16 protein-coding genes and 1 pseudogene are annotated in these 16,083 nt (G+C 34.2%); 13 read left to right on the plus strand and 4 right to left on the minus strand.

The features are described 5' to 3' along the window. Positions 1 to 95 precede the first annotated feature (95 nt). The 5 genes from ATN92_RS08645 (at position 96) to ATN92_RS08665 (ending at position 3,426) form a co-directional block, all read left to right on the plus strand. Positions 96 to 947, plus strand: coding sequence for a fructosamine kinase family protein (locus ATN92_RS08645; RefSeq protein ID WP_158106684.1), 852 nt, complete (start codon positions 96 to 98; stop codon positions 945 to 947). Positions 948 to 1,029: 82 nt separating this feature from the next. Then, positions 1,030 to 1,362 carry a hypothetical protein gene (locus tag ATN92_RS08650; protein ID WP_056952218.1) on the plus strand — a complete coding sequence of 111 codons (333 nt, stop codon included), beginning with the start codon at positions 1,030 to 1,032 and terminating at the stop codon, positions 1,360 to 1,362. A gap of 179 nt (positions 1,363 to 1,541) precedes the next feature. Then, positions 1,542 to 1,850 (plus strand): PTS sugar transporter subunit IIB, encoded by a 309-nt coding sequence (locus ATN92_RS08655; protein WP_056952220.1) that lies wholly within the window; start codon positions 1,542 to 1,544, stop codon positions 1,848 to 1,850. A gap of 27 nt (positions 1,851 to 1,877) precedes the next feature. Next, the gene (locus ATN92_RS08660; RefSeq protein ID WP_056952223.1) at positions 1,878 to 3,095 is read left to right on the plus strand and encodes a PTS sugar transporter subunit IIC; all 1,218 of its coding nucleotides are present in this window, start codon (positions 1,878 to 1,880) and stop codon (positions 3,093 to 3,095) included. Between the two features lies 1 nt (position 3,096). After that, on the plus strand, positions 3,097 to 3,426 hold the full coding sequence (locus tag ATN92_RS08665; protein ID WP_056952227.1) for a PTS lactose/cellobiose transporter subunit IIA: 330 nt from the start codon (positions 3,097 to 3,099) through the stop codon (positions 3,424 to 3,426). Between the two features lie 156 nt (positions 3,427 to 3,582). Here ATN92_RS08665 and ATN92_RS08670 read toward each other — a convergent pair whose 3' ends face one another. Continuing rightward, positions 3,583 to 4,548, minus strand: coding sequence for an AEC family transporter (locus ATN92_RS08670; protein ID WP_056952230.1), 966 nt, complete (start codon positions 4,546 to 4,548; stop codon positions 3,583 to 3,585). A 35-nt stretch (positions 4,549 to 4,583) separates the two neighbouring features. Continuing rightward, positions 4,584 to 6,206 carry a malolactic enzyme gene (locus ATN92_RS08675; protein ID WP_158106685.1) on the minus strand — a complete coding sequence of 541 codons (1,623 nt, stop codon included), beginning with the start codon at positions 6,204 to 6,206 and terminating at the stop codon, positions 4,584 to 4,586. Between the two features lie 232 nt (positions 6,207 to 6,438). Between ATN92_RS08675 and ATN92_RS08680 the strand changes: the two genes are divergently transcribed. The 6 genes from ATN92_RS08680 to ATN92_RS08705 all read left to right on the plus strand — a co-directional run bounded on the left by ATN92_RS08680 (position 6,439) and on the right by ATN92_RS08705 (position 10,623). Further along, entirely contained in the window at positions 6,439 to 7,308 is an 870-nt protein-coding gene (locus ATN92_RS08680) for a LysR substrate-binding domain-containing protein (protein WP_056952236.1), read from the plus strand. A gap of 536 nt (positions 7,309 to 7,844) precedes the next feature. Next, positions 7,845 to 8,126, plus strand: coding sequence for a helix-turn-helix domain-containing protein (locus ATN92_RS08685; RefSeq protein ID WP_056952238.1), 282 nt, complete (start codon positions 7,845 to 7,847; stop codon positions 8,124 to 8,126). Positions 8,127 to 8,128: 2 nt separating this feature from the next. Beyond that, positions 8,129 to 8,581, plus strand: a complete 453-nt coding sequence (locus tag ATN92_RS08690; protein ID WP_158106686.1) for a low molecular weight protein-tyrosine-phosphatase — start codon at positions 8,129 to 8,131, stop codon at positions 8,579 to 8,581. Between the two features lie 51 nt (positions 8,582 to 8,632). Next, positions 8,633 to 9,208 (plus strand): PTS sugar transporter subunit IIA, encoded by a 576-nt coding sequence (locus ATN92_RS08695; protein ID WP_056952244.1) that lies wholly within the window; start codon positions 8,633 to 8,635, stop codon positions 9,206 to 9,208. A 62-nt stretch (positions 9,209 to 9,270) separates the two neighbouring features. Then, the gene (locus ATN92_RS08700) at positions 9,271 to 9,972 is read left to right on the plus strand and encodes an MgtC/SapB family protein (protein ID WP_025085295.1); all 702 of its coding nucleotides are present in this window, start codon (positions 9,271 to 9,273) and stop codon (positions 9,970 to 9,972) included. A gap of 141 nt (positions 9,973 to 10,113) precedes the next feature. Next, positions 10,114 to 10,623, plus strand: coding sequence for a hypothetical protein (locus ATN92_RS08705; RefSeq protein ID WP_056952250.1), 510 nt, complete (start codon positions 10,114 to 10,116; stop codon positions 10,621 to 10,623). Between the two features lie 350 nt (positions 10,624 to 10,973). On the opposite strand, the gene ATN92_RS18610 is transcribed toward ATN92_RS08705, so the two are convergent. Further along, positions 10,974 to 11,120: an SPJ_0845 family protein gene (locus ATN92_RS18610; RefSeq protein ID WP_167593944.1), complete on the minus strand. Its 147-nt coding sequence runs from the start codon at positions 11,118 to 11,120 to the stop codon at positions 10,974 to 10,976. A gap of 203 nt (positions 11,121 to 11,323) precedes the next feature. Here ATN92_RS18610 and uvrC point away from each other — a divergent pair. Next, a pseudogene (gene uvrC, locus ATN92_RS08710) lies at positions 11,324 to 13,141 on the plus strand (excinuclease ABC subunit UvrC). 14 nt (positions 13,142 to 13,155) lie between these two features. Continuing rightward, on the plus strand, positions 13,156 to 13,995 hold the full coding sequence (gene map, locus ATN92_RS08715; RefSeq protein WP_056952256.1) for a type I methionyl aminopeptidase: 840 nt from the start codon (positions 13,156 to 13,158) through the stop codon (positions 13,993 to 13,995). A gap of 39 nt (positions 13,996 to 14,034) precedes the next feature. Here map and ATN92_RS08720 read toward each other — a convergent pair whose 3' ends face one another. Continuing rightward, positions 14,035 to 15,975 carry a hypothetical protein gene (locus tag ATN92_RS08720; protein WP_158106687.1) on the minus strand — a complete coding sequence of 647 codons (1,941 nt, stop codon included), beginning with the start codon at positions 15,973 to 15,975 and terminating at the stop codon, positions 14,035 to 14,037. Between the last annotated feature and the right edge of the window lie 108 nt (positions 15,976 to 16,083).

Here is a 16,083-nt window from a genome sequence, read left to right on the forward strand (position 1 = left end):
TTTTATTTTCAAAATGTACCTCAAGATGAATTTTCTCATTAATGTAGTAGTTAGTTATCATTATATCAGAGGCTAAAAGAATAAGAGGGATATTAATGCTGATAGATGAAAGTTGGTATAAAGAACTAGATTTGGGCAAAATTGAGGAAGTACAATCATTTGATCGTGAATTGGTAAATTCAATTGTTAAGATAATTGCTGATTCGGGTGGCTATGACCATATCAAGAAGCCCGATAATAACGAGAGCTTTTTTGATCATGAAGTCGAGAGTCTCAATTTGATCAATTCAGTTGCCAATGCTCCTAAAGTTGTTCGAAGCGGAACTTTCTGTGATAGTGGGGAACTTATATTGAATTATTTTCTTTTTAGTTTGGCTAATCTCTTGGATTATAAACATAGTGTAAAAAAGATGCATCAACGCCATTCATTACGTTTCGGCTTGGGACATGATGTTTTGAATGCTAAGAATCCCAAAATCAATACTTGGCGTGCTAACTGGGGAGATTTTTATATTCAACAACGTTTAAACGTTTTAATCAATGAGGTTCAGAAGAAGAATTTGTGGAACGATGAAAGAGATAAAATGATGCGCCTATTTGAGGAAAAGTTAATAGAGTATTACCAAGTTCATCCAATCATACCAAGCTTGATGCATGGGGATTTATGGAATGGTAATGTCGGATTTCAACAGGATCAACAACCGATTCTATTTGATCCTGATGTTTTCTTTGGCAATCGTGAAATGGATATTGCCATGACTTTGTTGTTTGGAGGATTCAATGAAGAATTTTATCAGGGTTATCAAAACTTGTATCCTTTAGATAAAGATTGGCAAAAAAGAGTACCTTGGTATCAAACTTATTACTTATTGGCTCACTTAAATCTTTTTGGTGAAACTTATGGGGCCAGTTTTGACAATGTTTTGAAACAAAGTGTTGAAAATTAAGCCTATCATCCTTGTCAATCTATAGAAATAAGAGAGATACTATAAGTAAAGACAGTTTCATTTTAATGGGAGTGGATTAAGTATGAATAATGAAATCAAATATATCATGAATGAGTTAACAGTTATTTATGGTTTTTATCAGGATAAATTTAGCTTAAAGAGAATTAAAAGCTATATCTTGAGTATGCCTGAAGGTTCAAAGATAGTTAAAGTCGAAGAAGGACTCATTCCAATGTATGATCATAATGTGAACCTGTCAATTGGGAAATTTAATGATGATACTGATTCTGTCAGTTTATTATTAGTGACACATACTATGGTCAAAGAACGAGATATGGCAGCTATTGCTAGTGATTCCAAGCGGGTTGCGGATTTAGTTAATCGTTTGATTGGTTTGATTTCACCTCAAAAATAGAATATTTTACCGATATTTTGGTCAATAATTGTCGAAATCTTATGACAGTTGTTGGCCTTTTTTGTTGATTTAAGGCCATTTCTTGAAGATTGAATTATTAAAGGTAAATTTGACTTCTATTTTTAACTTCTTTAAATTGAATAAATGCATTAAATAAATTAGTCAATTGAGGAGAGAATATGAGTTTAAAAGTATTATTGGTTTGCGGTACAGGTGCATCTTCAGGGTTTATGGCTGTCAGCATGCGCAAAGCTGCAAAAAAACAAGGGTTAGACTACCAAATTCAAGCACGTAGTGAAGCTGAATTGGAGAATTATTTAGATGAAACTGACGTTATCATGATTGGTCCACACTTATCCTTTATGGAAGCAGAAATTAAGCAGGTGGTATCTGGTACCAAAAAGAAAGTAATTCTAATGAATCCTGATTATTATGCAATGTTAGATGGAAAGCAAGCTTTGGAACATCTTCAAAGTGTACTCAACTAAAAACGGAGAAAAGGATTTGAAATAATAATGAACAGTTTTATGGCAATCTTTAAAGAGAAAGTAGCACCAAAGATGGATCGAATCAGTCGGAATATCTGGATCAGTATTTTAAAAGATTCAATTCTTCAAACGTTACCATTTATTCTAGTTAGTTCAGTGATTACCTTTTTGGGCTTATTCGCTAATATTTGGAAGTGGTGGCCTGATTTATCAGGTATCAGTAATTTTACTTTTGGTATTATTTCGATTTTTGTGGCATTTTTAATTCCATTCAACATGATGGAGAAAAAGAAGCTGCCTAAGCAGAGAATTATCTCCGGTTTAACATCATTAGGTTTATTTTTATTATTAACCAATCCAGTGATGTCTAAAGATGGTGGCGCTACTTTTGAATTCAGCCACTTTGGGGCTGGAGGAATGTTTGTTGCCATTGTCTGTGGTATTTTTACAGCTTTAATTATGGAATTCTTTGGTAAATTCAGTTTCTTTGCTAAAGATACAGTAATCCCTGATTTTGTAACAGCTTGGTTTGATTCGATGCTGCCAATAGGTATCGTGATTACTGTTGGCTTTATATTAGTTAATGTTTTGAAAATAAATGTTTATCAAGTAATTATTCAAATGTTTTCTCCATTGGCTAGTATTGTAGAAACTTTACCTGGTTTTGTGTTAGTTATGTTGATCAATTGTTTAATTTATTCAATGGGAATTTCTACTTGGATTCTAACGCCAATTACAACACCAGTTTATTTAGCCGCTATTCAAGCTAATCAGATCCATGGAGCACAGAATATTGTTACTGGGGAGACAATGTTCTCAACATACTTATGGATCGGTGGGGTCGGTTGTACGATGCCATTAGTATTAATGATGTTATTTTTAGCCAAATCTCAGCGTCTAAAAGTTTTGGGTAAAGCTTTTATCATTCCTAGTATCTTTAATATCAATGAACCAGTAGTTTTTGGATCAATTGTTTGGAATCCTTATCTGATGATTCCGATGTGGATTCAAGGTGTTATTTTGCCAATTATCGTTTGGATAGGACTAAAAACTGGTTTAGGTAGAATACCTGATGCGGTCTTTCAAATGTGGTATGTGCCATTTCCAATTAATACCTGGATCAATGGACATACAATTGGTTCAATCATTCTAGTAGTAATTATCTTTTTGGTAGCGACTTTGATTTGGTATCCCTTTTTCAAAGCGTATGATCGTGAATTAGTAAAAAAGGAAACAGGTAAATAAGATGATGAATGAAGCAGAAAATAATAGTGATTTACGCCAAACAATGCAGATGATTATTTTTTCAGGAGATGCTAGAAAATTTATCATGCAGGCTCTAGATTTGGTCGGAGAAGCTAAATATGATGAGTCTGAACAATTATTAAAGCAAGCTCATGAAAAGCTCTTAACGGCACATGCATTGCAGACAGACAAGATACAGAAAGAGGCGGAAGGTGAGAAACTGGAGTATTCTGTTTTATTCACCCATGCCCAGGATACGATGATGTCAGTTAATACTGAATATAATTTGGTAAAACATCTAATTGAAGTATTCAAAAAGCGTGACCATTAAAAAAGCTCCTGAACTCGGATTATTCCAAGCTCAGGAGCTTTTTTGTTATGTGTTAGATATAAAAATCAGTTGAAAGAATGAACACGGAAAGCCCAATCTTTAAATGAATGTGAAAAGGTATTTATAGGAGGTTTTGAATGTGTGAATTGTTCTTAATTAGATCAAGTTTGCTACTTGCATAAGAATTGGAACAACGATAACGAATAGAACGGTTGAAGTTGTAACAAGGTTTGTTGCATAGTCGACATCACCATGTGATTGGTCAACCAAGATAGGTAGAACAGCAAGTCCAGGAGCAGCAGATTGAATGATGAATGAGCTACTTTCTAGAGCAGGTAAGTTAGTACCCATCATTGATTTACCTAACAAGATGATACTGATCATCAAAGCAGGAGCAATGATGAATCTACCGACTAAGGCAAGGATTGTATCACGGTCAAATTTGATAGATTTCAAACCAGCATCAGCTAAGATAATACCAATGTAGATAAGTGACATAGGTGTAACGATACCACCGACCATGTCTAAAGTCTTGTTGATCCATTCTGGAACAGGAATTGCTAGTAGTAAGAAGACTAATGAAACTAAGAAACCAACAAGTGGAGCAGGTAGAAGTTTCTTCCAGTTAAAGTCTTTCTTAGCACCTTTTTCAACTGTTGGATCATCACTTGAGATGAAGAAGATACCAACGGCCCAAGTAGAAATTGTGTTCATAACATAGTAAACAAGGAAATAAGGTAAACTCTTTGTACCAAATAGAGCCATGTTCAATGGTAAACCAATGAAGATAGTATTAGCATTAACGAACATGTTAATGAAAGTACCACGACGACCTTTTCTGATACGGAATACTTTAGTTAAGATCCAAGCTACGATGTAACCTAGAGTAAAACTGGCGAAGGTAAAAATTAAACCACCAGATAAACTAGCTAATTTATCTCTGTTCAAATATTTAAGAACAGAAACGAAGATAGAAGCAGGTAAAGCAATTTTCATGATAATAAATGAAATATTACCCTTGAATTCATCACCTAGACGACCGGATCCTCTTAACCAGTATCCTAAGGCGATAACAATAACGATTTCAGCAACACTCTCTAGTGAAGTGATAAATGCAGCCATAAAAATAATTCCCCTTTATTTGACAAATTTATATATTAATATTTAGGTTCCCACTTAAGGTCAGCAACAGCCTTCTTAGCATCAGTAGCAGATGACAATTTTTCGTCAATAGCTTCTTGTGCGACACCCTCGGCAACAGTAATACTGAACTTATCTAGTTTTGAAACAGGAGGCAATACTGCAGCACCTGGTTCTGTAGGATCAACGATACCACCCAATGAGTGAGCAGCTTTATTGATCATACCATCGCTAAGCAATTTAGCGTTAACAGCCATTGAACCAAGACCAAGACCAGGGTACACCAAGGCATTGTTAGCTTGTCCAATATTGTAAGTTACACCATTGTATTCGATTGGATCAACCGGAATACCAGTTGCGATAAGAGCTTTACCATCAGTCCACTTCAAAAGATCTTCGGCCTTAGCTTCAGCAAGTTTTGTAGGATTTGATAATGGGAAGATAATTGGACGTTCAGTGTGAGCAGCCATTTCCTTGATGATTGATTCAGTGAAAGTACCAGGTTGTGTTGATGTACCAACAAGAATTGTAGGGTGAACAGCTTTAACAACTGCTTCCAAGTTTGTTAGTTCGTCAGCGTTAGCAAATTCACTACGTTTTCTAGTAAATGGTTTTTGTTCTGGTGTTAAGCCTTCAGTATCATCGAACAATAGACCTTGCTTATCAACTAAGTAGAAGTGTTTCTTAGCTTCTTCTTCAGATAGACCTTCTTCAACCATTGAGTCAAAGATTCTCTTTGTAATACCAGCACCGGCAGTACCAGCACCAAATGATAGGTAAACTTGATCAGTAAGCTTTTGTTTAGAAATGTTCAAAGCACCAAGGATACCAGCAAGAGTAATAATACCTGTACCTTGAATATCATCGTTAAATGTAAGAATTTGATCTTTGTACTTGTTCAAGATATTGGCAGCATTGCTACGACCAAAGTCTTCAAAGTGAAGATACATGTTAGGGAACAAGTTTTCAGCAGTTTCAACGAATTGGTCAACAAAGTTGTAATACTTGTCGCCAGTAACACGTTCGTGATGGTTACCCATGTATAAATCATCGTCAAGTAATGACTTTCTGTTTGTACCTACATCAAGAACAACAGGAAGAACTGACTTAGGATCAACACCAGCAGCAGCTGTATAAACCATCAATTTACCAACAGAGATGTCAACACCTTGGACACCCCAGTCACCAATACCAAGAATGCCCGAACCATCAGTAACAACGATAAGTTTGATGTCACGGCCCTTAGATGCATTCTTTAATGATGCTTCGATGTCATCAGGATCATCGATTGATAGGAAAGCAGCATTTTGTGGATCTAAGAAGAAATGACTGTAATTTTCAATTGTGTCAGCAATTGTTGGATCATAAACAACAGGCATGAATTCATAAACGTGTTTGCTGAATAGTTTATAGAACAAAGTAATGTTTTCGTTGAATAAATCCATCAAATACATTCTCTTATCAAGGAACGTACTCTTGTTTGAATAGTTTTCATAAGCTTGTTCAACTTGTTGATCCAAAGTTTGAACGAATGGTGGAAGCAAGCCTTCAAGATGATTTTCTTTTCTTTCTTCTTTAGTAAAGGCAGTACCTTTATTTAAGAAGTGATTATTTAATAAATCTAAACCCTCATATTTCATAGAATTAATTCCTCCTAATTAATTTTTTATACAAGTAAACACTATAATAATTGATATACGATTATATATCGTATTATATAAAATAAATTTACAGATAATGAATTTTATATATAGTCCACATGGCATATTTATTATTGGTGTTCGTAAATAACTTTCGTATGGTACTATAAAACATAATAAAAAATATAGTCAAATATATCGTCTTCAATAAATAAAATTTATAGGTGCAAATATGAATATAAAGGATTATCAATATTTCAAGAAATTGTCAGAGTCTAAGAGTTTTTCCGATACGGCTAATTTTTTTAGCGTTAGTCAACCAACTATTACTTATTCATTGAAAAGGTTGGAAGATACTTATGGAATTTCTTTAGTTAAACGAAAAAGCTATGCTAATTCACTGTCATTGACATATGCTGGGGAGCAACTGTTGTCTCATATAAATAAAATCTTGTTGGAAGATGATTTGATTAATGATGATATGGAAAGAATTAAACGTCAGAAGATTGTTATGGGCTGGCCACCAATTATTAGTAATTATGTTATTCCTAAAGTGTTTGATCAGCTACGGGATGCCAATTTATTGAATATGATTGTGCCTAGAAGAGACAGTTCTCGTGAATTGTTGTCAGAGTTAAAAAATGGCAAAATTGATTTATCCTTATTAGGATCAACAATTTTGCCACAGGAAGATCAGCTGGATTATCAATTAATTAAAGAACATCATTTTAAGTTCATTGCCTCAGCAAATCGAGATGTTTCTAATATTACTTCGGTTGAAAAACTATTTAATGAAGATTTTATTTCATTGGATGAAAAATCTGTTCACAGCCAAGTTTTAGAAAGAATTATAGAACGCTATAATGTCAAGCCTCATACAATGTTTAAAACAAACGATTATCGCTTGATGTTAAGTTTAGTTAAGCAGGATAAGGGCTTTAGCTTTGTTACTGAGACAGCTATTCAAGATGTTCCAGGAATTCAAGAAATCCATATTAATGATTTAGATTTACCATCATTTTATATTTTGTTTGTTTATCGACACAATATGATTGGTAATCAGATTCTAAAACAACTGATGGAAATCTTTAAAAATATTTAGATAATAATTTTTAGTTATAAATATAATATGGTATACAGGTCTAGCCCATTTTAGTAAAATATAATTTGTCAATTGATATTAATGAATTGGCTATTGGGGAAAAAGGATTAATTATATTAGTAAATTAAAATGCTATATCTCATCAATGTAGTGTTCAATTTTGTAAATATATTATGTAATTATCACTTTTTATAAGTAAAATGGGTTAGAAATTTATGGGATAGTTGTGTTTAAACAGCCCATTTACTGAAAAAGGCCATGTAGAGAGGCCTTTTTTTAGTGAGAAACTGATTTATAAAAAATTGTCGACTTTTGTAAACTTACTTATAATTATATATAACTATGTTAGTATTATTTATAGACAAGGGTTTGTGCTAAATCTTTGTTAGATAATTATAAGAATATGAAATTGATGGTAGTTCCTCCCTGAGCTGCCATTTTTTTGTGGTTTCAATACGCTAAACTTTGTTATACCAATAAGGGTATTGCGTTCTATGGTATAATTTTTTGTAATAAGCTATTTAGGAGTTTTTAGTATGAATTACAATGTTAGTCAACAAAAAGAAATTGCCCAATATGCGGTAGAGCATGATAACAATTATAAGGCTACTGGTGAGAAGTACGGAATTTCATACCAACAAGTAGCTGCGTGGGTGAGAAAGTATAAGAAATCGCAGGCAAAGCCAACAAAGAAGGCTGAAGAAGTTTCTCAACCTCGACAGGAGTCACAACCAAATATGTTGGACGTTTTGAGTCGAAAAGATCCTGTTCTAGAAGCTCAACTACATGAAGTTAAGAAGAGATTAGGATTGTTATAATTATGAAAAAAATCATCTTCGTTTGTTTAGGAAACATCTGTCGTTCGCCAATGGCAGAAATGATGATGAAACAGTTAGTTGATGACGATTATTCTGAATTACTTATTAAAGTTGAATCACGGGCTACATCAACTTATGAGATTGGAAATTTTCCTCATCCTGGGGCTATTGCTGAACTGAAGAAAAGAAACGTTCCTATTATTAAGCATGTTGCTAAGCAAATAACTACTCAGGATTTTGATGAGGCTGATTTGATCATCGGTATGGATGAACAAAATATTGCTGATTTGAAACAAATGGCACCTATTTCTGATAGAGATAAAATCCGTATGGCTTATGAAGCCTTGAATAGTACTGCAGTAATTGAAGATCCCTGGTATGATCATAAGTTTGATCGTACCTATCGTCAGTTGGCAGAAGTTTTGCCTATTTGGCTAGAAGAACTAAGATCCTAAAAGTCAAACTCTATTTGAGGTTTTGACTTTTTTTGTTATGGAGGTTGTATGATGCATCAATCATTGTGGAACCAGTTAAGAAATGCTTTTAGCAAGAAAGAAAAGGACAATAATACTATTTTAACTAATGATATTAATGATCCTCAAAATAAAGTACGTAGTAAGGAAGAGGAGACTAGTGATTTCTCGCAAATCTTGAAGTCACAAAATGTCAGAGTGGATGTTTCTGCCTCTTCTGAGGACGAGTTATTACATTATCTAGCCCAATTTGCCTGTGAGAAACAATCTGGTTTGGATGAAGAGAAAATATATGGGCAGTTCTTGCTACGTGAACAGCAGGTGTCAACTAATTTAGGTGATGGCATTGTTTTGCCTCATATTATTGATGATTCCGTTAAAGAGTTGACTATGTTAGTTATAAAACTTAATAATCCAATTATGTGGGATGACGAGAAAATTGATATGGCTATCAGTTTACTAATTCCTAAGACTGAGCCCAATTTTTTGCACGTAAAGTATTTAGCCAGTATTTCGCTTTTGCTATTAAAACCAAATTTTCGTTATGCATTAAATGAGGCTACTAGTCCTGAACAGATAACCGATATGTTTATTAATAGTAATAATTAAAAAAACAGGTAATAATGTTATAATAATTGAGTTGTTTAATGAGAATATTGGAGGGATCATTTTTGAGCCAGTTAAGTGTGCTAAATGTTGTAATTCGACTTCTATTGGCTGTGATATTTTCAGGTATTATTGGATTGGATCGGGCATATAAACATCGTCCTGCCGGTTTAAGAACACATATCTTGGTCTGTTTAGGTGCTTGTATCATTGCAATGATACAAAAGAATATTGGGTTTGATGCTTTGGAGATGGCACGTCAGTATCCACAATATAAAGGCGTTTTGCGAGCTGATGATGCTCGTTTAATAGCTCAGGTAGTTAGTGGCATTGGATTTTTAGGTGCTGGAACAATTATTGTGGAACATCACTCGATTCGTGGATTAACAACTGCTGCCAGTCTTTGGGTAGTTGCTTGTCTAGGAATCGCTATTGGTATGGGTGATTATATAATTGCTATAGTTGGTTTCTTAGTGGTTTATGCAGTTTTGGGTTTCTTGAAGAAAATTATCAAGATCAGTCCCGTCCGGAAGTTGAAAATTGAGTATAAACACAAATTAGATACTAAGAAATTTATTGATGAGTATTTTCAAAGACATGATATAACAGTTGAGGGTGTAAGGTTTAGCGTATCTAATTTCAATGATACGAAGATCTATACTAATGTTTACTCAATTGATTTTGGAAAAAATATTGATTATGTTGACATCGTTGAAGGATTGTCAATGAATGAGAATGTTATTAAGGTGGAAACGATTAATGTTTAATAAAGTAGGAATATCCCTAAATTAACTTAGAGATATTTTTTTATGCTCATTTTTAATGATGACTTATTTAAATATTTTAGTCTGGATAATTCGTTGTAATTTGTCTAGACCTTTGCTATCTTTTGTAGTTGGGGGAATTAAATGATAAGAATTTTACGATCCAAATTGTTAATTGCTTTTTTATGTACGTTATTAGTACTAATAGGTTATTTGTTGCTATCAAAAAATAAAGTAATTGGCAGTAACCGTGAAAATATTATTTTAGTAGGTGAAACGAAGCATAAGCAGAAGAGTATTTCGGAATTTAGTAATGAGAGTAAAAAATACTCTTATGTTTCTTTTGACAATTTATATGAGAATACAACTTTATATTTTGGATCGAAGATTTTTCAATTTGGACATATTAAAAAATTAGATCCAGAAGATAAGTATATGTTAGTGGCATTAGACGGTAATGACGCTTCAAGAGTTTGCAAGGTAAGATACACCGACTCAAATTTTGCTAGAAATATTAGTAGCTTGCAGGAAGATGACACTGTAAAGTTCTACGGTGAAGTTCTTTCAGTCGACAATTATATCAATGAAAAGGGTCGTCAAATTAGACGTCCCGTGATAGCTGCTAATTTCATACAATTAAAAATAAACAAATAAGGGGAAATCATGAAATTATACAGTAGCATCTTAGATGATAATTTTGAATATTTGATGTTTCAAGAATTAATCGATTTAAGAAAAATGGAATCAGAAGTACTTCCAGACTAGTTGTAAGCTCAATTGTCAGGAAACAGTTTATGCAGAGGTGAAAATAATAGTCCCAATAACTTGAAGCTAAGTTGTTGGGACTATTATTTTTGAACACAAAAAACCCTCCAAGTTTTGGATGGCAAATATCCAAAATGGAGGGCACACATTTTATATCAAAAGGGTTCTTAAAGAAATAGTAAAAATTAAATGGCATTTCACTTATGAGAAGTGACATCAAACAAGAGAAGTTTTAATTACTACTTTTTAGATTCCTTTTTATTCTTAGCAGATTTCTTATCTGCGGAATCTACGCGTTTTTCGTTTTCTTTTACATCATCGGGAAGAGAGGCAAACTTATCAAACAAACTGCCAAAATCACTTTCGCGTTTCACTGTTAAGCCCATCGGTATCAGCCCCTTTCAGGTTTCTTTATATCTATTGTTATTATATAGCCTTTCAAAAAGAATAACAATTATTTAGGTAAATTAAATTAGTTAATTTTTTTATGGTGATAGGTATCTTTAACCAAATATGTCACTTCATTTGACAATTATTCAGATTAACTTAAGATTAAATAAGTTCGGACTATAAGAGGGAGGGATATTTATTGGCAACTGAATATCTTGAACATAAATTAAGCCTCTTACCACCACGTCCTGGATGTTATTTAATGAAGGACATTAATTCTAAAATTATTTATGTGGGTAAGGCTAAAAATTTACGTAATCGGGTACGTTCTTATTTTAAGAGTTCACATGAGGGTAAGACTGCTCGCTTAGTATCAGAGATTCGTGATTTTGAAACAATTATTACTTCCAACGATAAGGAAGCTTTTTTGTTGGAAATTACTTTAATTCAAAAGCATCAACCGTATTACAATATTAAATTAAAACGTGGTACAGGCTATCCATACATTAAAATCACTAACGAACGTGATCCTAAGATGGAGATTACAGGCTTGGTTAAGAAGGATGGTGCTTACTATTTCGGTCCTTATCCTAATGTTTGGGCAGCTTCTAATACCCTAAACTTTTTGCAAAAAGTCTATCCATTACGCAGATGTCAGGGGAACTTAGGTCGGCCTTGTTTGTACTACCATATGGGGCAGTGTTTAGGGGCCTGTTTTCAAACGGTTCCTAAAGAAAAGTATGATCAACAGATTGAAAAGATCAAAAAGTTTTTAGGTGGTAACGTTGGTGAGATTAAACATCAACTGGAAGATCGTATGGAAACGGCTTCAGAAAAACTAGAATTTGAAAGAGCTGCCGAATTAAGAGACCAAATTAAATATATTGAAACTACAGTTGAAAAACAAAAAATCATTTCTAATGATAGTACGCCTAGAGATATTTTTAATTATTATGTCGAAAAAGGTTGGATTTCAATTCAAATCTTCTTTATTCGTCAAGCTCGTTTAATGAAGCGTGAGAAAAAATGTAAAGGATACATCAGCTTCAGTTCAAGATAGTTATCTTCTTTTATCCTACAGTTCTATAATCGTCGAAATCAGGTTTTGCCTAAAGAAATTTTGGTGCCTGATAATTTAGATAAAGATACCTTGTCTCAAGTTTTAAATATTCCATTTAGAACACCTCAGCGTGGTCAAAAACGAGATCTAATGGATATGGCGGATTCCTATTAATGTTAAGGGCGTCAAGAAAAGTTCCGATTAATGGAATTGGATAATAACCAAACTTATGGTGCTCAGAAACAGATTTTTGAGGCACTTGATTTGCCTTATGGTCATATCATTGAATCATTTGACCACTCACATATACAGGGGACCAATCCGGTATCAGCAATGGAGATGTTTAAAGATGGCCGTCCATGTATTTGTTCAAGTCGAAAGAATAAAATTAAAGGTGAGGTTGAACATCAGTCAGGTGCTGACGAGGCAGCCAATACGCGCGAAGTCATTTATCGACGCTATTCACGTTTAATTAAGGAAGATGATCCTTTACCAGATTTGATTTTGATGGATGGTGGTATCATCGAATTGCGTGCTGTGATGGATGTTCTCACTAATGAATTAGGAATTAATATACCTGTAGCGGGAATGGTCAAGGATGATCACCATAATACTTCACATTTAATTGTCGGTGAAGAGGGAATTGAGGTACCATTAGACCGTAAGAGTCAAGGTTTCTACTTACTACAGAGAATTCAAGATGAAGTGCACCGTTTTGCGATTACTTTCCATCGAAAGACGCGGAGCAAAAATGCTTTATCTTCGCAACTTGATAATATTCAGGGAGTGGGTCCTAAGACAAGAACAAAATTGTTAAAGAAGTTTGGGTCGGTTAAGAAGATGAAAGAGGCTTCTGTTGAGCAACTGACTGATCTGGGAATTCCTAAAACGACGGCACAAACAATTAAAATAACGCTAGCAAGTACAGATTTTCATAAGAAGTATCATAAAGGTTAAAAGGGAGAGATTTGATGATTACATTGAAATCAGAACGAGAAATTGAAGGTATGCGTGAATCAGGTAAAATATTAGCCGGAGTCCATTTAGGCCTACGTGATATGATTAAACCTGGTATTTCAGCATACTCAATTGAGGAATTTGCTAATGATTATATTGTTAGTCATGGTGCAGTTCCTTCTGAAAAGGGATTTGAAGGTTATAAATATGCTACTTGTGTGGATGTAAATGATGAAGTTGCACATGGTACACCACGTAAGGATTTGATTTTAAAAGAGGGCGACCTAGTTAAAGTAGACATGACCGTTAGCTATAAGGGCTATCAAAGTGATTCTTGCTGGAGTTATGCCGTCGGTTCAGTTAGTCAAGAAACATCCGATTTGATGGAAGTTACTAAAAAGTCACTATACTTAGGAATTGCTCAAAGTATTGAGGGTAATCGATTAGGTGATATTGGATATGCTATTCAACATTACACTGAAGATGAACATGGTTACGGGGATGTCAGAGAACTTTGTGGACATGGTATTCAACCAACAATGCATGAACAACCTGATGTTTTGCATTATGGTGAACCAGGCAAAGGATTACGTCTTAAGAATGGTATGACAATTACAATTGAACCTATGATTAATGAGGGAACATGGGAAATTGTTGATCGCTCATTGAAGGATCCTAACGATGATTGGATCTACTATGCTAGTGCTGATGGTTCATGGTCTGCACAATATGAACATACTTTGGCTATTACAGAAGATGGTCCCAAGATTTTAACCTCACAAGATGCTGCTGAAGATGAGAAATATCTCAGTTGGGCACGTAAATATTTAAAAGAACATAATCAAATGAAATAATTAAAAAAACAGTCCGTAAAAGGGCTGTTTTTTTTCGACTTATTTTCTAATAACATCGTTAAGAGCGATGAATTCATCAGTAGCAACACGATAGTACTTTTCTTCATTATCGCCTAAGTAGGCAATACGGTCGTATTTCCACTGTTTATTATGCAAAGGATAAGGAAGAACCAAGTAACCCAGAAGAACCAGGCAATCCTGAAGAACCAAGTAACCCAGAATTTCAACAATGCCTGATTCAACTTGGTAACGATAAACGGTCTTAGCATCAACCCATTCGTTTGTGGCAACGCGGTAGTAAATTTTACCATTTACCTTAATAGTTTGATCAAACTTCCAATCAGAATGCTTACCCAATTCTTTGTTGGTAATAGGCTTCATTTTGCCTTTTTCCAATTGGTACAATTTAACGTATTGTTTCATAGTACCAACGAATCCATTCATTTTATCTGGATTAGGGTTTGGAGCCGGATTGGGGTTTGGAGCTGGATTAGGGTTTGGAGCTGGGCTAGGATCTGGAGTCGGATTAGGACTTGGCTCAGGATTAGTAATTGGTGGCTTAGTGGAACCTGCACCTTCATCATCCTTAATTAAACTATATTTTACTTTTTCGTTAGTAGTAATAGTGCCGTCTTCATTTACCTTGGCGGTAACAGTTTTTTTATCCGATTCGTAACCTTCAATTTGAGGTACATCGACAAGAATGGTTTCACCTTTTTTACCGGTAACATTTAGAACCGTTTGCAATCCAAGATTAGAATTGATGTGTACGTTAGAAGTTACGGTAGAATTAGCTTCTTCTTCAGAGTAACCATCTGATTCATAGTAAATAGAGATGGTTTGTTTACGGCCAGCAAATAAATGGTGTATATCCATGTCACGAATATAATAATGTAGAGCTTGATTAAAAAAATCTTCAGTTGTGGGTTCATCTATCCAGTTATTTCCAACGTCAAAAATAGTTTGATGGAAGGCCTTACCAGACATCGTGGTTACACCCAATTGTGGGAAATAAGAGTAATTCACGTCAGTATGTGTCTTATTATTATTTAGTTTAGCTGTTGATGGATCTGGTAATTTTTCACCAGTCTGCTTAGAAAGCTTTGTATAAATATCAGCCGTAAGGCTCTGCTTGGAGAAAATTTTACCGTCCAAATAGACATTTAAATTAAAAATAGTCGGTTCAGCTTTTTCTAATTTAACAGTAAATTCGGCATTGTCCTTGTTAATCTTGTCAGGATCATATTCTTTAACAATTGGCTCTTCTTTAAAACTTATTTCGGCCGGATTTGAAGGGTTCACGACATTAGCAATATTATCAAAATCAATAGAAACAGCGTCAAAATGTCCCTTTAATAAATAGTCCTTTTGGAGAGAGACTAAATCTTCAACTGTGAAATCTTGTTCACCGGATCCAAGAGTATCATCATGAATCTTTTGATAAATTTCTTCACCAGTATCTTTGAAAATATAATGAACATTGGCATCGCCATGCATTAGTTCGTAGGTAATATGATTAACTTTTTTAGAATCATCTAGTAGAGAAAGTGTCTGAGTACTGTCGTCATACTGTAGTTGCATGTCTGAACTAACGCTTTCGTAGCTAAGAGAACCTCCCCAACTAGTAGTAATTTCTAAGTCATCAACTTGGAAATTGGTTTCTTTATTAGCCTTTAATTCAGCAATTTCTTTGTCATTAAGATTAACGTAGATATCATCTAATTTAGTATTAACATCTTTATTTGTAGAAGGGATTACGATGCTGGTGTCAGCATTTAATTGATCCGATGAGATTTTATCGCTTAATTTAATCTTGTTAGTACGTGGTTCTTGATTATTAGTACTTTCACCTTCCTGTTTATTTGTATTCTGAACAACTTCAGTTTGGATAGTCTGTGCGTTAACAACCGATTGTTGTACGATTGGGGCCGCAAAACCTCCTAAAATAATGGCTGATAGTAAGATTGTTTTCTTTTTCATAATAAACTCCTTGCGTTTTGTGGTAGGGAATTTTCAAACCATTAGGTTTGTAAGTGGTTTCAGTATAACAGAGAAAATCACTCTGTAAGCGCTAAATAACGTGTTATA

The organism is Companilactobacillus bobalius, assembly GCF_009764355.1.

Bases quoted from the DNA above. Each gene is read 5' to 3' on its own strand.
- ATN92_RS08650 (WP_056952218.1), top strand. From the start codon at position 1,030: ATGAATAATGAAATCAAATATATCATGAATGAGTTAACAGTTATTTAT.
- ATN92_RS08665 (WP_056952227.1), top strand. From the start codon at position 3,097: ATGATGAATGAAGCAGAAAATAATAGTGATTTACGCCAAACAATGCAG.
- ATN92_RS08670 (WP_056952230.1), bottom strand. From the start codon at position 4,548: ATGGCTGCATTTATCACTTCACTAGAGAGTGTTGCTGAAATCGTTATT.
- ATN92_RS08685 (WP_056952238.1), top strand. From the start codon at position 7,845: ATGAATTACAATGTTAGTCAACAAAAAGAAATTGCCCAATATGCGGTA.
- ATN92_RS08680 (WP_056952236.1), top strand. From the start codon at position 6,439: ATGAATATAAAGGATTATCAATATTTCAAGAAATTGTCAGAGTCTAAG.
- ATN92_RS08690 (WP_158106686.1), top strand. From the start codon at position 8,129: ATGAAAAAAATCATCTTCGTTTGTTTAGGAAACATCTGTCGTTCGCCA.
- ATN92_RS08705 (WP_056952250.1), top strand. From the start codon at position 10,114: ATGATAAGAATTTTACGATCCAAATTGTTAATTGCTTTTTTATGTACG.
- ATN92_RS18610 (WP_167593944.1), bottom strand. From the start codon at position 11,120: ATGGGCTTAACAGTGAAACGCGAAAGTGATTTTGGCAGTTTGTTTGAT.
- ATN92_RS08695 (WP_056952244.1), top strand. From the start codon at position 8,633: ATGCATCAATCATTGTGGAACCAGTTAAGAAATGCTTTTAGCAAGAAA.
- ATN92_RS08655 (WP_056952220.1), top strand. From the start codon at position 1,542: ATGAGTTTAAAAGTATTATTGGTTTGCGGTACAGGTGCATCTTCAGGG.
- ATN92_RS08675 (WP_158106685.1), bottom strand. From the start codon at position 6,206: ATGAAATATGAGGGTTTAGATTTATTAAATAATCACTTCTTAAATAAA.
- ATN92_RS08645 (WP_158106684.1), top strand. From the start codon at position 96: ATGCTGATAGATGAAAGTTGGTATAAAGAACTAGATTTGGGCAAAATT.
- ATN92_RS08720 (WP_158106687.1), bottom strand. From the start codon at position 15,975: ATGAAAAAGAAAACAATCTTACTATCAGCCATTATTTTAGGAGGTTTT.
- ATN92_RS08660 (WP_056952223.1), top strand. From the start codon at position 1,878: ATGAACAGTTTTATGGCAATCTTTAAAGAGAAAGTAGCACCAAAGATG.
- map (WP_056952256.1), top strand. From the start codon at position 13,156: ATGATTACATTGAAATCAGAACGAGAAATTGAAGGTATGCGTGAATCA.